Annotated in this window: 14 protein-coding genes and 1 tRNA gene; 2 read left to right on the top strand and 13 right to left on the bottom strand. The window is 36.5% G+C overall.

Annotation, left to right across the window (positions count from 1 at the left end):
• The 7 genes from DYU05_RS00080 to DYU05_RS00050 all read right to left on the bottom strand — a co-directional run bounded on the left by DYU05_RS00080 (position 1) and on the right by DYU05_RS00050 (position 3,962).
• Positions 1-699 carry an HAD family hydrolase gene (locus DYU05_RS00080; protein WP_117380964.1) on the bottom strand — a complete coding sequence of 233 codons (699 nt, stop codon included), beginning with the start codon at positions 697-699 and terminating at the stop codon, positions 1-3.
• Positions 700-806: 107 nt separating this feature from the next.
• Complete coding sequence (locus tag DYU05_RS00075) at positions 807-1,247, bottom strand: Fur family transcriptional regulator (RefSeq protein ID WP_117380963.1); 441 nt, start codon at positions 1,245-1,247, stop codon at positions 807-809.
• A complete protein-coding gene (locus DYU05_RS00070) occupies positions 1,247-1,663 on the bottom strand; it encodes a MerC domain-containing protein (protein WP_117380962.1) in 417 nt (138 codons plus the stop codon). Before DYU05_RS00070 ends, DYU05_RS00075 begins: the two co-directional genes overlap by 1 nt.
• 57 nt (positions 1,664-1,720) lie before the next feature.
• A complete protein-coding gene (locus DYU05_RS00065) occupies positions 1,721-2,191 on the bottom strand; it encodes an inorganic diphosphatase (protein WP_117380961.1) in 471 nt (156 codons plus the stop codon).
• Positions 2,192-2,195: 4 nt separating this feature from the next.
• Positions 2,196-2,672, bottom strand: a complete 477-nt coding sequence (locus DYU05_RS00060; RefSeq protein ID WP_117380960.1) for a CinA family protein — start codon at positions 2,670-2,672, stop codon at positions 2,196-2,198.
• Between the two features lie 9 nt (positions 2,673-2,681).
• On the bottom strand, positions 2,682-2,933 hold the full coding sequence (locus DYU05_RS00055) for a hypothetical protein (protein WP_117380959.1): 252 nt from the start codon (positions 2,931-2,933) through the stop codon (positions 2,682-2,684).
• A 168-nt stretch (positions 2,934-3,101) separates the two neighbouring features.
• Positions 3,102-3,962, bottom strand: a complete 861-nt coding sequence (locus DYU05_RS00050) for an N-acetylglucosamine kinase (RefSeq protein WP_117380958.1) — start codon at positions 3,960-3,962, stop codon at positions 3,102-3,104.
• 355 nt (positions 3,963-4,317) lie between these two features.
• Here DYU05_RS00050 and DYU05_RS00045 point away from each other — a divergent pair.
• Positions 4,318-4,391, top strand: a tRNA-Arg gene (locus tag DYU05_RS00045).
• A gap of 1,129 nt (positions 4,392-5,520) precedes the next feature.
• On the opposite strand, the gene DYU05_RS00040 is transcribed toward DYU05_RS00045, so the two are convergent.
• A complete protein-coding gene (locus DYU05_RS00040) occupies positions 5,521-5,970 on the bottom strand; it encodes a hypothetical protein (protein ID WP_117380957.1) in 450 nt (149 codons plus the stop codon).
• Between the two features lie 237 nt (positions 5,971-6,207).
• Here DYU05_RS00040 and DYU05_RS00035 point away from each other — a divergent pair, with 237 nt between their 5' ends.
• The gene (locus DYU05_RS00035) at positions 6,208-9,024 is read left to right on the top strand and encodes a TonB-dependent receptor (RefSeq protein ID WP_117380956.1); all 2,817 of its coding nucleotides are present in this window, start codon (positions 6,208-6,210) and stop codon (positions 9,022-9,024) included.
• 18 nt (positions 9,025-9,042) lie between these two features.
• Here the strand turns inward: DYU05_RS00035 and DYU05_RS00030 are convergent, their stop codons facing one another.
• From DYU05_RS00030 to DYU05_RS00005, 5 genes are all read right to left on the bottom strand, one after another.
• A complete protein-coding gene (locus DYU05_RS00030; protein WP_117380955.1) occupies positions 9,043-9,744 on the bottom strand; it encodes an HlyD family secretion protein in 702 nt (233 codons plus the stop codon).
• Positions 9,745-11,922 (bottom strand): peptidase domain-containing ABC transporter, encoded by a 2,178-nt coding sequence (locus tag DYU05_RS00025; protein WP_117380954.1) that lies wholly within the window; start codon positions 11,920-11,922, stop codon positions 9,745-9,747.
• A gap of 6 nt (positions 11,923-11,928) precedes the next feature.
• A complete protein-coding gene (locus DYU05_RS00020) occupies positions 11,929-12,735 on the bottom strand; it encodes a hypothetical protein (RefSeq protein ID WP_117380953.1) in 807 nt (268 codons plus the stop codon).
• 703 nt (positions 12,736-13,438) lie between these two features.
• A complete protein-coding gene (locus DYU05_RS00010; protein WP_117380951.1) occupies positions 13,439-15,019 on the bottom strand; it encodes a vitamin K epoxide reductase family protein in 1,581 nt (526 codons plus the stop codon).
• Positions 15,020-15,505: 486 nt separating this feature from the next.
• A complete protein-coding gene (locus DYU05_RS00005; protein WP_133300134.1) occupies positions 15,506-16,435 on the bottom strand; it encodes an ArdC family protein in 930 nt (309 codons plus the stop codon).
• Between the last annotated feature and the right edge of the window lie 279 nt (positions 16,436-16,714).

Raw genomic sequence — 16,714 nt, 5'->3', positions numbered from 1 at the left:
TCAGCTAAGCAGGTTTAGGATTGTTTTGTTATTTGAGTTGATGAGCAGGCTTTTAATACCAAGCAAATCAGCAGGCTTTACGTCGTTCTTGGGGTTATCCCCGATGTGAATTATACCTGTTAACGGCACCGACTTTCCGGCATTGCATATGTCAATATTCTTGAGCATCACAGTAAAAAACTCCGGATTTGGTTTCGAGAGTCCCGCCTCATCCGAGTACAACTGAAAGTCAAAAAAATCATTTAACCCGTACAAAGCCAATACTTTTCTCAATGTTTTACCGGTGATGTAACCTGTGTTGCTGAGCAAACTAAAAGTTGCCCCGCTATTTTGTTTTAGATGCGACAATGTATCAAATGTTACATCTGAATACATCACGGGCGGATGGCTGAACAGCAGATCGTCCATATCGGCCAGGACCTTTAACAGGTCGATATCATCCAGATCCAACTTGCCGTCGTTAATAAAATTGATAACCATAAGATACATCTCGTCGGCATCAACGTTTTTCCCGGTCTTCTCGTTTACAGCGTTACACATCAGGTCCACCTGACGGAAGATGCCGGCTATTTCCTCCTCAGATTTATTATAACTATTGTAATGCTGATGAAAATACCTTGCTCGGGCTGGTTTAAAAGCAGGGTTAGATTTGATAAGGGTAAGCCACAAATCAAAAGAATAATGCTGAAAATAAGGCATTAGTAATTAGTTGTTAATAGTTACGATGTGATGGTAAAGTACTAACAAATAAGCAGAAAACGCCTTTAAGAGTGTTATTTAGAGATGAAGATATTGCAACCTGGCAGTTAAGCCTTTTTGCTGCTGCAGCTTGGGCACAAGCCGGAAGCGTAAAGCGTAAAGCCCTCTGCCCGGAAACCCGCAGGCAATTTGATGTTGGGCAAGCTCATATCATTTAAGCAGAACACACTTTTGCAAACTTTGCAGTTAAAGTGCAAGTGCTCGTCGTGGTGATGATGTTCTTCACATCCTGATGAGCAAACAGCGTAATTTGCTGTTCCGTTCAGGTCAAAAACTTTGTGAATAATGCCTTTTTCTTCGAACACATTAAGAATACGGTAAAGCGTTACGCGATCGATGTCCTGCAGAACGCTTTCAAGCTCTGGTTGAGATGTAGCAGATTTCTTCCCATACATAGTGGACAGCACGTTCAGGCGGGCAGTTGTCTTCTTAAGCTGGTGCTTCTCCAGTAACTCTTCGAAGCGTTTTGTAGTACTTTGGGCTACCATTAATGTGTATGTTTAACGTGAAGAAAGCTATCACTTGCTTGGCAGGTACCCGCATACTTATAATTGATAAAGTGGGCAACTGCAATTGTAATTCCTCCCAGGGGTACAATAATAGCCTCCAGCGTACTCTTTGTAAAAAGATGCCCTAAAATAATGATAACGAAGCCGGCAATTAACAATAAGACAGGAAGAATTTTATGATGTGAGCGGGAATAAGAACCGCCAATTGCCCATACACCCACTACCAATGCAAGCAAGATCATAGTCCATTCTACAACCGGATTAGCTAAGAACTCCATACCCATCAACGGTAAACTGGTAAATAGTACCGGTACAGCAGCACAATGTATAGCGCAGAGTGTAGAAGCAGTCATCCCGATATGGTCGAGCTTACGGGAGGGTTTTGGCGAATTCATGAAACAAATATACAGTTAATGCAACTTTATTGCATTTAAGAAATGTAAAATAAACTCTTATTTGATAAGTTTAAATGCATCCTCTTCATTAATCCGGCTAAGAACCTCAAATTTCTTACCAGCCTGATCGTTATAGTTTTTAAAAAAATGCTCAATCTGATTCATAACTGCTTCAGACAAATGAAGAATGGATGTAACCTCTGCGAATAGCTGTGACACTACTGGTACAGCCAAAAAACGATCGTTCCGTGTGGTTTTTCCGTCGCGTTCAGTCTGCTCTGCTTTAAGCGCGCCAATAATGCGGCAATCCATAGCACAACCCGGGAACCCGGTTATCTCAGATATCACAACAACATCAAGCGGATCACCGTCGCCACCTTTGGTGCCCGGGATAAATCCAAAATCAAACGGAAACACCATGCCGGCAGGCAAAATTTTCGCCAGCTTAAACCGATTTTCTTTTGGCTCGTAATTAAATTTATGATTAGCGCCTCTCGGGCTTTCTACTATAACGGTAACTGGTTCCATTTTCTTAGCTTAATTTTTCTAGTAATAGCGTTGCAACTCTATCTACTGTTTGTAACACGATATCTTCCTGGCTTCCCTGATAAAGCTCCCGCAACGCGTAAGGTTGTCCATTTACAACAGCATGTATAAACATGGTACCTACCGGCTTCTCGTCGGTTTCGCTACCTCCCGGCATAGTAAGGCCGGTCACTCCTACCGTAACATCTACATCAAATAACTTTGGTAAACGCTCAGCTAGTTCTTTCGTAACTTCGGCCGACTCGGGAGTAAACTGCTCTACTACATTAGCAGGTACGCCTAACACCTTTTGCTTTATATCCGCATCATAACACACGAGTCCTCCCTTTAGCATTTTTCCACAATCAGGCACCAGTGAAAACTCGGCAGATAAGCGCCCCGCGGTTGCGCTCTCTGCAAAAGCCATAGTAAGGCCTTTTTCTAACAATAATTTACTGCATTTAACTACAACGTCTGATGGCATATGTATAAGTTAATTAGTTTTACCCTTATTGTCCCAATGGTCTTTTACTACTTCCCCACTTGAATTAAACACTAATCTTCTTGCAAAACGATCGCCCTTTATTTTACCGTTCTCATCCATTTTGCCAATAAACAACAGTATAGGCCGCCCGGCATTATCTGTTTTAAATCCAAGATCGTATCTTTTAAAAGAGGTTTGTACAAAGGTGTCCGGCTCGTAGTTTTTATTGAGGATTTTAAGTAATTGTTCACCTAATATCATGTCTCTGGTCGCATTGATATTTATACAACCTACACATTCTATTTTTGTTTAAGATAAAAATATATCTTATAATTTAATCCTAAAGGCTAACCTTGGCTCCGTTTAAAATAGGTGAACACAAAAAAAGCCGGAAATGACTTTCCGGCTTTTCGTTTGCGTTTGTAAAAATTAAAGCTGACTTGGGGCAAGCTCCAAGTGAAATTTCACGAGGTTATCTATAGGAGAACGAATGATGTTGCCTACAGTCATGCCATTTTCGGTAACTACCTCTTCTAGTACATTACGGAAATTGTAGCCAACAGAACCAATACAGTTGAAGGTGTACTTTTTATAATCCGGGTAATGCGTAACCAGATTTTTGAAGAAGTCTTCGAAAGATGTACGAACCAAGTTGCGTGAATACTCTATGTTTACGTTATTATCATAAACAAACTTACTAAAGCTTGCGCAGAAGCGGTTTGCACGTGGTTGTGTATAAACAATTTCGTTGATATCATCAGGAGTGTATTTAAACTCTTCCCAAAACGCCTTACGTACAGCTTCGGGCATATATCCGCGCAGATAATCGATCAATAACTTTTTACCGATATAGCAACCGCTACCTTCGTCACCTAAAATGTAGGCGCCAGAGTCAATATTGTTGATTACCTCTTTACCATCATAAAGGCAAGTATTAGTGCCAGTGCCTAAAATAGCAGCAAAGCCTTCGGTGTTGCCAAGCAGTGCACGCGCAGCTGCAAGCAAATCATGGCCGATGTTAACTTTAGACTTGGTGAATACAGCTTCCATCGCCTCTTTAACCAGCTGTCGCATTTCATCTGTACTGCAACCTGCACCGTAATAGTTAACTTCGGTTATTTTATCTTTCTCCAGGTCTGTCGGCAAGCTTTCCTTTAAAGATTGTATTATGTAGTCTTTAGGGGCGAAATACGGATTGTAACCTTCGGTGTTGAAATACACTTTCTTACCATCTTCAGTAACCAGGCACCAATTTGTTTTAGTTGAGCCGCCGTCAGCAATTATGATCATATTTTTTTGTGAGATTTTAAAATTGGTTAAAAGTAGGATTAACTTATTGTAAAAAAAACACTTTGAAGTTCCAACCTTCTTTTTTGCAAATCAAATAGCAAAAGATGATTTTAAATATGAGAACCAAAATATTTTCCGACTTTTTATAAGATTTTCAAATCTGCAGTGTAGCAGTTTTTACTCACCTTTAATCAAGCAACTGCTTAAGCTCCTTAGGGAAACTAACACTACAATTATAAATAATTATTTTCAAGATATTAGCTGGGCATTACCGCAGCATAAAGTTTATTGTACTTGATAAAAAACTGTTGGCGCTAAAACCTTATTTCCTATATTTGCGACGCAATTTATAAATGGTCTCATAGCTCAGCTGGATAGAGCAACAGATTTCTAATCTGTCGGTCTCAGGTTCGAATCCTGATGAGATCACCTTTCAATAGACGGCCTTTGGTATTTTTATCAAAGGCTTTTTGTATTTAAAGAGCTTTTAAGACGGATAAGCGCAGATTTGATAAAATAGTTAATTAATATTCCTCTACAGCATCATTGGAATGCTTTATCAAATTTAACTAATTGCACGATCAGCTCAAACTTTTGGCGCAGTTTTGGCGCAGTTTTGGCGCAGTTTTTCGTCTGCTTCGTATTGATTGTTTAAAGTGAATAATGAATTATGGTGACCATACAGGCGTATGGATTAACTAAATGCAAGGAGGAACGGAATAAATGAAGGGCAGTGATTAGGGGAGTGTTTATGCCGTAGTTCCTTGCCTTGTGTCATATCCTCTTGCCTAACTTTGCTACATAATTCATTACATCACTCACTCCCATTGCTTTCATCTTCGTTACCATTTAAATGAACAGACCGAAATGGAAAAATCAATATTTCAATTTGCTACAGACAGACTATAAATAGGGGTTTTTAACACCCCTAAAAATAACTGTAGCAAACGTACTAAATAGCACAAAGTGGCAATAGCATTCTTTACTATGACTTATGACCGCCATTCCACATGCAAAGCCACCAATGGTCATTTAGCCTAATTCAGAAAAAGTGAAAATCCTTGTTTTAAGAGGTTGTCAAAATTCTGAATTGAAGATTTTGTATTTGGATGTTTTAGAACAAGGTTTTCCTGACTTCTTAAAAGGTAACCAAAGTGTATAAACTATAGATAATAGAATCAGTAACCTTATATAAAGCGCTAAAAATTTAACACACAATAGCATTAGCAAAAAAATGCACATAAATTTCTCCGCAATTCGCCTTGGGCTTCTATTTTGTTTCCCGTACTACCGTGTATGTACCGTTTTTGAAATTCAATTGCTATCGGGGTTATGATAGGCCGAGCCCAACCTAATTGAAAGGTTTGATGATTGCAATTTAGATAGTTCATTTTGAATTCAAGCCAGTGTCCTCGCACTTATATTGCACTATTACACCTGAGCATCGATTTGCAGAATTTTATTTAGAAAGTAATAACAATTTCTTATGCTACAATGGTTAAAACTAATGCTTCTGAAAAGTATTTTAAAATTATAACTAGAACTACACAAATTGTATTTACAAGATATTATTTATTCCAGCTACTTCGTAACGCGTAGCAATTTTACCGCATTTAACAATTGCAAATCCTTCAAAGAACTCGGCAGAATGAATTCGCCTCTTTTGGTAATACAACTCTAAGGTGTAATTGTGACCTGTAAAGGTTTCAGCTGTAGATCCATCAATTGATTGCTTTATCCTTTTTAAATCAAGTATAACTTCTTTTCCATTTATTCTGATAATGGCAGCATAAGCAGATCGATCTTCAATTGTATCAATCGTTCCAGTCTGTATAAGAAATTCATTTAATTCCACAATTGACTTTCTGGTGCCAGCAAAGACTTTGTCGCAGTTTAGGAGTTCTGACGTTTCGTGGCTAACTTCCAGCTTAATATATCTTTCGCAACTCGTTAATACTCCCAAAAAAAAACATAAAAGAGTTAATATTTTCAAAAATGTTGTTTTCATTAATTAACGATTAGTTTAACGAATTTAAACTTTCACGAAGTAAATATAGTAATATCCAAATACAACAATGTGTTACTCACGTCAACCAAGTTTGTCAATAAAACTTATTACGGCAACAGAGGGGCAAAATACAATCACTTTAATTGAAAATTATGGAGTATTTTTTTTAAGAGTATGTAAATGATTTGAATTTTTTATCTTTATGTTAATCTATAACCATTATTTAATTTCTTTAACTTGATACGATCTTTAATCCTGTTATTGTTTGTATTTTTTTCGATATTACCAAGCTACTCATCAGCTCAAAATGAGGTATTAAAAGTTAAACGGCAAGTTAGTGGAATAATTGTAGATTCATTAGGTACGCCAATTAGCAACGTTACAATAGTTTTAAAATCGAAGCAGGATAGCTTAACAACTTCATCTGATCAAGATGGTATATATATATTTCCGAATGTCGTGCAAACCACTTTTACTTTAAGCGTCACAAGTGTTGAATTCGTAGCAATCGTAAAGAAATACATCTTCAATGTCAACGCAACAAAGATAGTGGTTCCACCCATTACGATGAATAAAGGAACACTTGTTTTGAAAGAAGTCAAAGTAAATGGCACTCCGACTATTGTTTACAAGACAGACACAGTTGAATATAGAGCAAATGATTACAGCGTTTCACGTGACGCTAATGTTGGTGAGTTGCTTCGAAAAATGGAGGGTATAGAGGTTAGCAAAGATGGGGTTGTCACTCATAATGGGCAACAAATTACAAAAGCAAAGCTCAATGGTAAAACGTTTGCAGGGGGTGACGTAGCACAGGCAATAAAGAACTTGCCTGCCTTGATTGTTGATAAGATACAAATAGTTGACGATTATGGTGAACAAGCAAATAGAACTGGAATTAAAGATGGAGAAGCACAAAAGGTAATAAATATAACAACGAGAGCTGATAAATCTATCGGCAACTTTGGACATTTACTAAGTGAATATGGCTCTAACAACAGATACAATTCAAATGTGTTTGCTCAAAGAATTAACGCCAACCAAGAAATCGGTGTTATTACTGAATTCAAACGAACGATTGACGGCATAGCTAATACTACATCAACCACTTCAGCGTCTAACAACTCCTCTAACAGTGAAAATTTTAACAATCAGGTAACTAGCCCAGGCGTGACATTAAACTTTTCACCAACTTTAACATATAGAGATAATTTATCAGGAAGGACAGAACTTGTAGCCAATTACAGCTACAAATTAAAAAAAAATGACTATTCAACGTCAAGATACGGGTACCTAAATTATGAAAGTGGCATAAGTGATTTCAAAAATAACAACCTCGGGAATGGCACTGTTAACAACCATAACCTTTCTATAGAAATCAATTATTATATTGATAAATTTAATTTCCTGCAATTGTCGCCGTCATTGACGACTTATAATTCGATTTTTTTTAATAAAGATGAAAGTAATTATATTAACAATTTCACCAGCGGTTTTGAACATCAACGTATCTATAGTAGCAACAACAACAAAAACGAAAACTTGAACCTAAACGCAACGGCTTTGTTTGTTCACACTTTTCTAAATCCTCGGAAAGCTCTTTCTATTCAGGCAGGAGTCGGTAGGCAACGAAATACCATTTACAATGACGTATCTGCATTTTACCAGTATTTTGGCGATACAACAGAAAACGAGTTAATCAACGATTCTACAAGTCACATACGAGCATTTAGAACAAACGATGTCAAGACCTATCAAGGGTTAATAACATTTGGTCAGCCTTTATCCAAATCGTTGATGTTTGATTATATCGCTCAAATTAAAGCGTCGGAGAATGAAAACACTGCCGAGGCTGATAATGTATTAGATGCTGAAACTTCACAAGTGACGCCTTACCTTAAGAGTAACTATAATTACACTTATATTGACGATAAGTTTACATTGGATATGCGGTGGCTGAAGGGAAGATCGGCTCTTACGCTTGGCATATCTTTTTTGAATGCACGACTTTTTGGCAGTGGGAAACAAGATCAGCAATTGTATAGGACTAATAGGAATGCTACTAAATTGTCTCCTATAATAAGATATTCATACACTTGGTCTAAATTGGAAAAACTGTCATTAACTTATAATGGAAACTATATTCAGCCAGAATTCCAATTACTTCAGCCATTTACGGATCGAATGGATCCAAATTACCAGGTTGTTGGTAACCCATCACTTAAGGTTGGATTTGTTCACTTAATAAGGGCGGCCTACAATAAATACATTCCTAATAGTAAAATTAATCTCTCCCTCAATTCAACATCTAGGATATATGAAAACCGAGCTGCGGTAAACTCTACACAGCTTTTAATTCCGCTTAATGACAATGCAACGAAAACTGTAAACATAACTCAATATACAAATTTAAGTGGTGATGTAAGTTCTTCGACCTTTTACTCTGTTACAAAACAATTGAATGATAGAAAATATTCGTTGTCCCTTAATGGCTCATTCTTATTCAATCAGACTAATGCTTTAAGCAATGGTTCTAAATACAATATCCAAGATTTCCGTTCCAATCAACGTTTTGGACCTAAAATTAACCCAAGTGAAAAGTTGGAATTATATCCTTTTTTAGGATATGAAATTGCTAAGACGCAAAGCAGTTTTGCAAATGCTAAACAGACGAGTATTAACACAGTTAGGATTGCAATAGATGGCAAACTGCGAATTAACGAAGCGTGGAACGTAACAGGTTTTATCAGTAAAAATTATGTCAAAGGTCTCACTAATTACAATAAAAACCCGTTTGTAATAAATGTGGGATTAGATAAAAAAGTAACGACTAAAAATAACATCGTAGTAATGTTTAATGCGTTTGACATTCTACACCAAAACGATTTTCTTCAACAAACCGTTGGTCCAATGGGAACAACATATACGTCATCTTCAGATAAGAGTAGATATTTTCTAATAGGTGTCAAATTTGCGTTTCAACGTTGGGGAGGAACCCCAATGAAGGATGGAAAGCCAATGAAACGTCGCGGAGATGGCAGTTTTATCCCTTAACTGTATTTTAATGACTACTTATCTTTTTCCTAAACCAAAATTCTCAATAATCTGTGCTAATAGTGGGCGGTCTGATAAGGTTATTAATGCGTCGGCAAGCACACCATCCTCGATGGTAGAGCTAAATTCCTTCCTTAATTTTAATACTTCTACTTCAGCTATCTTCTTTTGAGGATTAAGTCTGTCATGTGTTACATACGTTATTACACCACTACCTATATCTTCCGAACCATCCAATGATTTGAAAATAACTTTTTGTCCAGGACTTACTTCATCCATTCGTTGATCCGGAACTTCAAGTTCACCGTAATAACTTGTATTAGGATGAAGATCAAAAATAAGTTGTGACGAATCTATTAACGCCCCTTCATGTACAATCCCAGCGTAGAAAACGCGACCGTTTATAGATGAAAATACTGAGTCTTTTCGTCCACGATGTTCCACGACTGCAAGTAATTGCTTATTATTTACCACTTGTCCATTCACGACCAAGATTTGTGTTACTACACTTGAGTCTGGTATACGGACATTTACCAAAGATTTAACGCCATGAAATTTGATTCTAGACATCAAAAATGAGGGGAAATGTATAAAAGCTGAGAGACACAAACAAGTTAATATAACAATCATAATAGAAGTTATACCCCATCGGTAAATAAACCTCGGTGGAGTATATATGATATCCTCTATATCATCACTATGTCTTTGTTCTTGATTCATTTATAAACCCAGTTCAAGTTGATTTCTAACAAGTTCATAGTAAGAACCCTTCAAAGTCACAAGCTCTAAATGAGTGCCACTTTCTACTAAATTTCCTTTGTTAAGAACAACAATGTTATCTGCATTCATAACTGTGCTTAGTCTATGTGCGACAATTAAAACCGTGCGACCAGAAAAGAAGTAGTTTAGTTTTTCCATAATTTCTCTCTCGTTATTAGCATCTAGCGCATTAGTGGCTTCATCAAAGAACAAATATGGAGGATTTTTATAAACTGCCCGGGCGATCAATAAGCGTTGTTTTTGTCCTTGACTTAAGTTATGACCTTTAGGGTCAATTTTTGTATAAAGACCAAATGGCAATTCTGAAACAAAATCAGAAAGATTCGCAACATTTAAAGCTTCCTCTACGTCGTCTATTTTGGGATTTTCGTCTCCTAAAGTAATATTTGCGAGCAATGTGTCGTTGAAGATATAACCATCCTGTGAAACTACACCAATACTCTGCCGCCAAATTCGGTAACCAAGACTACTTAGACGTACTTTTCCTATTTTAATTTCTCCATTTTTCATTTCGTACACGCGAAGAAGCAATTTCATAAGCGTCGTTTTTCCACTACCACTCATTCCAACAATCGCAGTAATTTTCCCTTCAGGGATGACTAAGTTTATGTTTTTTAAAACTAATGGATTGTCTACTCCAGGATAAGAAAAATTAAGATTTTGAATTTGAATTGTTCGCTTTAGAGGCAAATCTTGTATGTAATATCCGCTTGATAACTCCTCATCTTTTTGGTCATGTACTTCGTTAAGCCTTTCCAAGCTGATTTTTGCATCTTGGTAAGCCTGAATAAAACTTACTAATTGTTCAATAGGATTACTTACCTGGCCTACCAAATACTGTATTGCCATCATACCTCCAAGTGTCATTTCTCCAGCGATCACAGATCTAACACTTATAAAAGTTATTAGAATATTTTTAGTTTGGTTTATAAAGGCTGATCCCGCTTGTTGATACTGATTAAGCGTCAAATTATCGACTTTAAATTTAAATAGTTTTGCCTGAATTTGTTCCCAATCCCATCTTTTACGTTTTTCGGAGTTGTTGAGTTTAATTTCACCTATTCCGGAAAACAATTCCATCAGGGATGTCTGGTTTTGTGCTGAAAGATCAAATTGTTTATTGTTCAGAGATCTTCGTCTTTTTAAAAAAGCTGTAATCCATAGGGTGTAAAGACCACTTGCAACGATCGATATAAAAAAAATCAATAGATTATAATGAACCAAGAGCAATGTGAATACAAATAAATTCAATATAGAAAATAAAGTATTTAATGTAGTATTGGTTAAAAAATTTTCTATTTTTTGCTGATCTGTTATCCGCTGCATAATGTCGCCTATGGTTTTCCGTTCAAAATAGCTAAGAGGCAGCTTCATCAATTTAATCAAAAAATCTGTAAGTATGGACAAGTTAATACGGACACTAATATTCAAGAGAATCCATGATCTTATAAAATTAATACTTATGCTTCCGATAAATAAAGCAATCTGAGCCATTAGAATTATCGTTACAAAGCTTAAATTTTTTGTATAGATACCTACATCTACTATAGACTGTGTTAGTAGCGGCGCAAACAACTGAATGATCGTACCTGCAATTAGGCCTAATATCAGTTGTAAGAATAACTGTTTGTATGCTAAAAAGTAGGAAAAAAGGTGAGACCAAGTAATAGTGTTAGATTTATCTTCATTGATATCTAAAAAATTGGGAGTTGTTGAAATTAGAAGACAAATTCCGTTATGCAATTCTGAATGACTAAACCAATTCTCTTTAAATTCCTTTTCACTTAATGTTAGTAACCCGATCGAGGGATCTGCGATGCTATATTTGTTGTTTTTTATTTTGTAAAGAATAACAAAATGATTTTGACGCCAATGCAAAATACATGGCAAAGTAACGCCATCAAGTTTGTCAAAGTATAATTTAACACCTTGAGTTCTAAATCCGATCTTTTCTGCAGCATCGCTTATCCCTAACAAAGTAGAGCCATTTTTATCAGTAAACGAAAAGTCTCGAAGCCTTTGGATTGAATAAGATTTGCCGTAATACTTGGCTAACATTCGTAAGCAAGTTGGTCCACAATCCTGCAAATCCTGTTGTTTAAAAAAAGGGAATTTCAACGGATTTTATTTTACTAATGTATAAACTCCTTTAAAATCCGTAGTCGACATCATTATTGGCAATGTTGACGGTGGCATTGCTCCAGGTCCAATTGTTAAAACCTTTCGGGCGTTTGTTCCAGGCTTTGGAGTGTCAAAAGATATCCCGTTTAATGACATCATTGTCGCTCCGTTGGAAGTTACTTTATATTCAAATTTGTCAGCGGTGTTCGCACTAAAACCCAAATGTCTCAATTGAATTGATAATTCAATTGTATAATTCATCTGATTATCAAACCTTTGCGCTGCTTTTATTCCTTCTCTATTGTAAACTGACATTAAGGTATCTAGTTCCTTAATACCTGAAACCTTGATCCAACGGGACTTTTCAAATAATTTTTGATTGTTGGCAGTCATAAAAGAATCAGCTTTAATTTTAGATGCTTTAGAAGAATCGATTTTAGGGGTATTCTTAACATCTATTTGAGGTTTATTATTTACGTCAAAATACGGGTAAGTAATCGATTGTACATCGTTTAAATTCCCGTTCTTTTTAATAGATAAAGTTATGCCGGCACTAATTACTTTATTAATAATCACCGGATCATTGATTTGTATAACTAAGTACAAATTATTTACATCGTTTGCTAAAGTATAATTTAAACCTGTAGCGCGATTGTGAGCTTGTAATTTCTTAGACCATTCCTTTGAAATTCCATCTATTTTAACGTCCCCTGGAGCTTTCATAGCAGCTTCTTGAATGTTGGGCATTTTTTGGCTGAATACTACAATTGAAATAAAAATAAATCCGATAGTTAATAGAGCTTGTTTCATGTAGTTTATATATTAAATTACATGAAGTTACGATGTAACTTCATGTAATAATAATGATTTAGCAGTCGACGTCAGTGCAGCAATCGTCTTGAGCACAAGTATAGTCTAAATAACCTTGACAGTAATCTCTGCTACCGTCACATGGTACATAAGAATAGCCGGGGGATCCTGCGCCACCACAAGCGGGATTAGTTTTATCATACTCGTAATAGCATAAACCTGCAGGTGGAAGCTTTCCACCGGTAATTTTTCTCATTTGATCACGAGACAATGCTTCGTTTGACATTTGTAAGTTTTCCATTTTTGTTTTATAAATTTAGTTTTTAAGAAGCGTGAGGAGCTGTAGATTGATTGCAATCGACCCCATCACAGCAATCATCTCGTTGACATTCAGCATCGTAATAGCCTTGACAATAATCTAGAGTATCTGATTTACACTCCCAGCCGCCATATTGCAAACCAAAAGGTTGGCACCCAGGACCCGATGCATTAGTCTGTGAGCACCAGAAAGCATATTGTTGTAGCTTTCCACCGTTAATCTTTCTCATTTCTTCTCTGGTAAGGACTACGCCTTGTTCGAAAGAACTGGGTAATGTTAAATTTTCCATAAAAATGTGTAGTTTGATTTTTTTGCCTCAAATTAAGGGTTTCAGCATTCCCTCCTGTTTTTACCATAAGACAGGTACTTAATACCTTGATCTGTCTAATATATATAAGCTAAATCTGTCGCATGATAAACAGGCGATAAACGCCTTCCATTAAAAAAAATGGTCGGCGTTGTATCAATGCCTACAAAACCGCACCACTCACGTTGGCGCTCAACGATTCTATCTAAGTCCTTTGTTTCTTGAATTGGATATTTTTCGGCCCATTTTTTATAATCTTTTTTTTCTTGATTATACCAATCAAATAACGAGCTTTTTAACAAAGCTTCAGAACAATTGTGCTTTAATGAAAAAAGATGCGCAGCCACAATTGAATCATTTTTTCGACTGTAAATTCGCGGCACAAAAACTATTTGCAGCTGTATTGTGGAATTCTTTTCAACTACTTCTTCTAGCTCACGATGAGTTACCGAACAAGCCTTACAGAACGGATTAGAAACCATTGTGATAACATTTTTAGCATGGGGATTACCAATTACGATTGAATCTTCTGAAGGTAGAATTGCATACGCAGGTTCGGTACTTAACAATGTATGAAAAACATCGGTGTTCCTTTTGAATAAGCCAAGTTGCTCTTTTAAAGGCTTGACCAACATTGATTGTTGCAATAAATGTTTACTGAATGACCAAAAGGTAATAGGAGCAAGTATACTCAGGAAAATTATTGTTAAATCCTCAACTGATAATTTTTGCAAGGTTAAAGAATTACTCCATAAAGCCGTTGCAAATTCAAGCCAAAGCAACACTAACACTGCGCAACATAATACACACCATTGTTTTGCTATTCTCCATTGATAAAAAAGTGAATATAGGGTGTATGGAATGCATACAATATTAGCAAAGGCGCAAAAATGGATTAACCTTAGGTTGTTCATGCCACAAATTGTCGTTAGGGCAGTACTTGAAAAGTAGAAAAACCCAATTTCAGACCAAGTCAGAAACGAGGTTACCTTCGCTGCCCTAGAGTTTAGAATTGCTTGGCAATTTTTCTTTTCATCGGTGCCACACAATTTTTGAATTATTGGGTTATTTGCATTAATACTTTGAAGTAATAATATTACAGATACAATAAGTCCCGCTGCCTTTAGCATTAAAAATACTAATGCTACACGTTCACTACTGGGAGAAATATTCAAAAAAGCAACAATTGCAAAAATCAAAATCGATGACAAAACCAAAAACGGTTGCCGGATTGCTTTTAAAATTTCAATCTGACGTTTCGTTTTATAATCAAATTCTTCAAAGTCCTTTGATTTATTTAAGACTAATAGAACGTTTTGGAACTTATCTTTGAGTTCATCAAGAGATATCATGCTTCTTTGGTGTCCATTATTGATTATGATATTTTCACTTTTGACTTCTTCAACTAGATAAAACCCTTCAACTTTAGAACAGATAACACAGGGTGCCGATTTTTTGAGGTGCTTTGTTGTAAACTCAGGCACTTTAAAAGCTTCGTTCGAAATATTCCATACGTTTAGAATATCACTAATAGTCAAAAGGCTTGGATAATCGGGATGTCTGAGCATCTCCAATTCAATGGATTGCTTCGTAATTAAAACATTAAGCTTGTGGGCAATTAACGTTAAAATTTTGTAGGAGTTTTCGTTTTGAGGCATAGGTAAAAAAAAACGAATTATAACTTGAAAGCAAAGTTTAATTTATACGAATATAATAAATTTTATTTCTGAATTCATAATTAATATAATTCAACTTTTTTTAATATTTTTAATCGACATGAACAGATTAGATTTACAATATAGACTTGATTACAGTTAAGCAAAACTATTCTATTAAGGTAAGCCGCCTTTTGACAAAGAATCATTAACTATTGGAGCATATTTCTTGAAAATCGCAAAACCATCGTGCAAATCTGTTTTACCAGAAACCTTGTCGGCTTTTTGGAAAATAAGGTTATCAGTTATAATGAATTGGATCGACGAGCATCCATAACGCAATATTTCAATTCGGTACTTACGATCTCCATCAAGATGTGCGCGAAAGGGCGTAGTTGGCCCTTTCTGTCAGTACGTTGCCGATAAATGGGTTGATAATGGGTATGAAGTCTTGTAAAATCGTATAAAGCCCATCTGGGCTTCTCCTATTTAAGCTGTTTCATATTCAACTGATAGGATATAGTCAGCAGTCTTTTGAGCCTGTGCAGCCGCTTTAATTACAAGTGTTTTATCATTTCTCAAAGCTTTAAGCCAGCTTTCGATGTAGGCTGCACTATTGTCAATTGTTGATTGTGCAATGCCAGTTACTGCACTTAGGAATGCAGCAGTCATTTCAGCTGTAAGTTCTTCCTTTGCATAAGCAGTACTGCCGAAGCCATCATCGCTTAACAGCTCTTTACGATTCAGCCTGCTCACATGTCCGGTGCTGTGTGCCAGTTCATGGAATAATGTGCTATAATACGCTTCGCTCGATTTGCATCTTTTTAGGCTTGGTACAACAACCGTGTCTGTAGATGGCTGGTAGTAAGCACTTGTACCATTCTTGCGAATAGTGGGCCTGTTAGGCATATTGTCAACAACAATCTCGCAGTTAGCAATCTTTTCACGTTCGCTTGGTGTGCCTACTTCAAAGTATGGAAACTCAATCCCTTCAGTTTGGGCGATGTTAAAGACGGTGTAAGTCTTAGGCACCATTATTTTCTTAGGCTTATCAGTTTTATCAGCCGGTTGCTGTGTAGTTGCATCAGCTTGTTGGTTCTTGAGTTCTACCTCTGCCCAGTAGATGATCCTTACACCTTTCTCACCTTTCTTTATAGAGCCCTTAAGATGATTAGCCTGTTTGTAGGTGATGTAGTAAGGCGTTGGATAGCCTTTGATCATTGTGTGGAAGTTGAGTAGAAACAGGTTCCATCCTCGATAATTTACATCAGAGGTGATGTTCTTTGGTAAGCCAGCCTGATTCCATGGACATTGCCAGATAATTGTACCTTCTTCAAGTATTTTAATAACTGCATTTGTTACCTCCTGGTAGGTGTCAACGAATGTGTTTGTTGTGGTTGGTTGTGCTGTAGTAACCATAATGTTTAATGATTTAAAGTGATTAAATGAATTAATTATGGCAGCTATACAGCCTGTAAGACGGAATAAGGTCAAGGTGGAGAGCAAAGAACTTGACGAGTCATGGAATAAATGGGATTGAGCATAGGCATAGCGGGTTTATGCCGTGAAAGTGTATGTTATGGAGATGTTGACCACCTGATTCCGGGCCAAACTGACCAGGCAATTAGCTGACGTGGGGCGTGCAGCAAACGCTATAAAAGCGTGTACAAAAATAGTTATTTAAAAGGTATTTTCATT

The sequence above is a fragment of the Mucilaginibacter terrenus genome (genome assembly GCF_003432065.1).
Taxonomy (GTDB): domain Bacteria; phylum Bacteroidota; class Bacteroidia; order Sphingobacteriales; family Sphingobacteriaceae; genus Mucilaginibacter; species Mucilaginibacter terrenus.
The sequence above is the reverse complement of the archived record's forward strand: the minus strand, read 5'-3'. Positions and strand labels throughout refer to the sequence as shown.

Coding starts and splice junctions, on each gene's coding strand:
- DYU05_RS00080 (WP_117380964.1), bottom strand. CDS start 699: ATGCCTTATTTTCAGCATTATTCTTTTGATTTGTGGCTTACCCTTATC.
- DYU05_RS00075 (WP_117380963.1), bottom strand. CDS start 1,247: ATGGTAGCCCAAAGTACTACAAAACGCTTCGAAGAGTTACTGGAGAAG.
- DYU05_RS00070 (WP_117380962.1), bottom strand. CDS start 1,663: ATGAATTCGCCAAAACCCTCCCGTAAGCTCGACCATATCGGGATGACT.
- DYU05_RS00065 (WP_117380961.1), bottom strand. CDS start 2,191: ATGGAACCAGTTACCGTTATAGTAGAAAGCCCGAGAGGCGCTAATCAT.
- DYU05_RS00060 (WP_117380960.1), bottom strand. CDS start 2,672: ATGCCATCAGACGTTGTAGTTAAATGCAGTAAATTATTGTTAGAAAAA.
- DYU05_RS00055 (WP_117380959.1), bottom strand. CDS start 2,933: ATGATATTAGGTGAACAATTACTTAAAATCCTCAATAAAAACTACGAG.
- DYU05_RS00050 (WP_117380958.1), bottom strand. CDS start 3,962: ATGATCATAATTGCTGACGGCGGCTCAACTAAAACAAATTGGTGCCTG.
- DYU05_RS00040 (WP_117380957.1), bottom strand. CDS start 5,970: ATGAAAACAACATTTTTGAAAATATTAACTCTTTTATGTTTTTTTTTG.
- DYU05_RS00030 (WP_117380955.1), bottom strand. CDS start 9,744: ATGAATCAAGAACAAAGACATAGTGATGATATAGAGGATATCATATAT.
- DYU05_RS00020 (WP_117380953.1), bottom strand. CDS start 12,735: ATGAAACAAGCTCTATTAACTATCGGATTTATTTTTATTTCAATTGTA.
- DYU05_RS00010 (WP_117380951.1), bottom strand. CDS start 15,019: ATGCCTCAAAACGAAAACTCCTACAAAATTTTAACGTTAATTGCCCAC.
- DYU05_RS00005 (WP_133300134.1), bottom strand. CDS start 16,435: ATGGTTACTACAGCACAACCAACCACAACAAACACATTCGTTGACACC.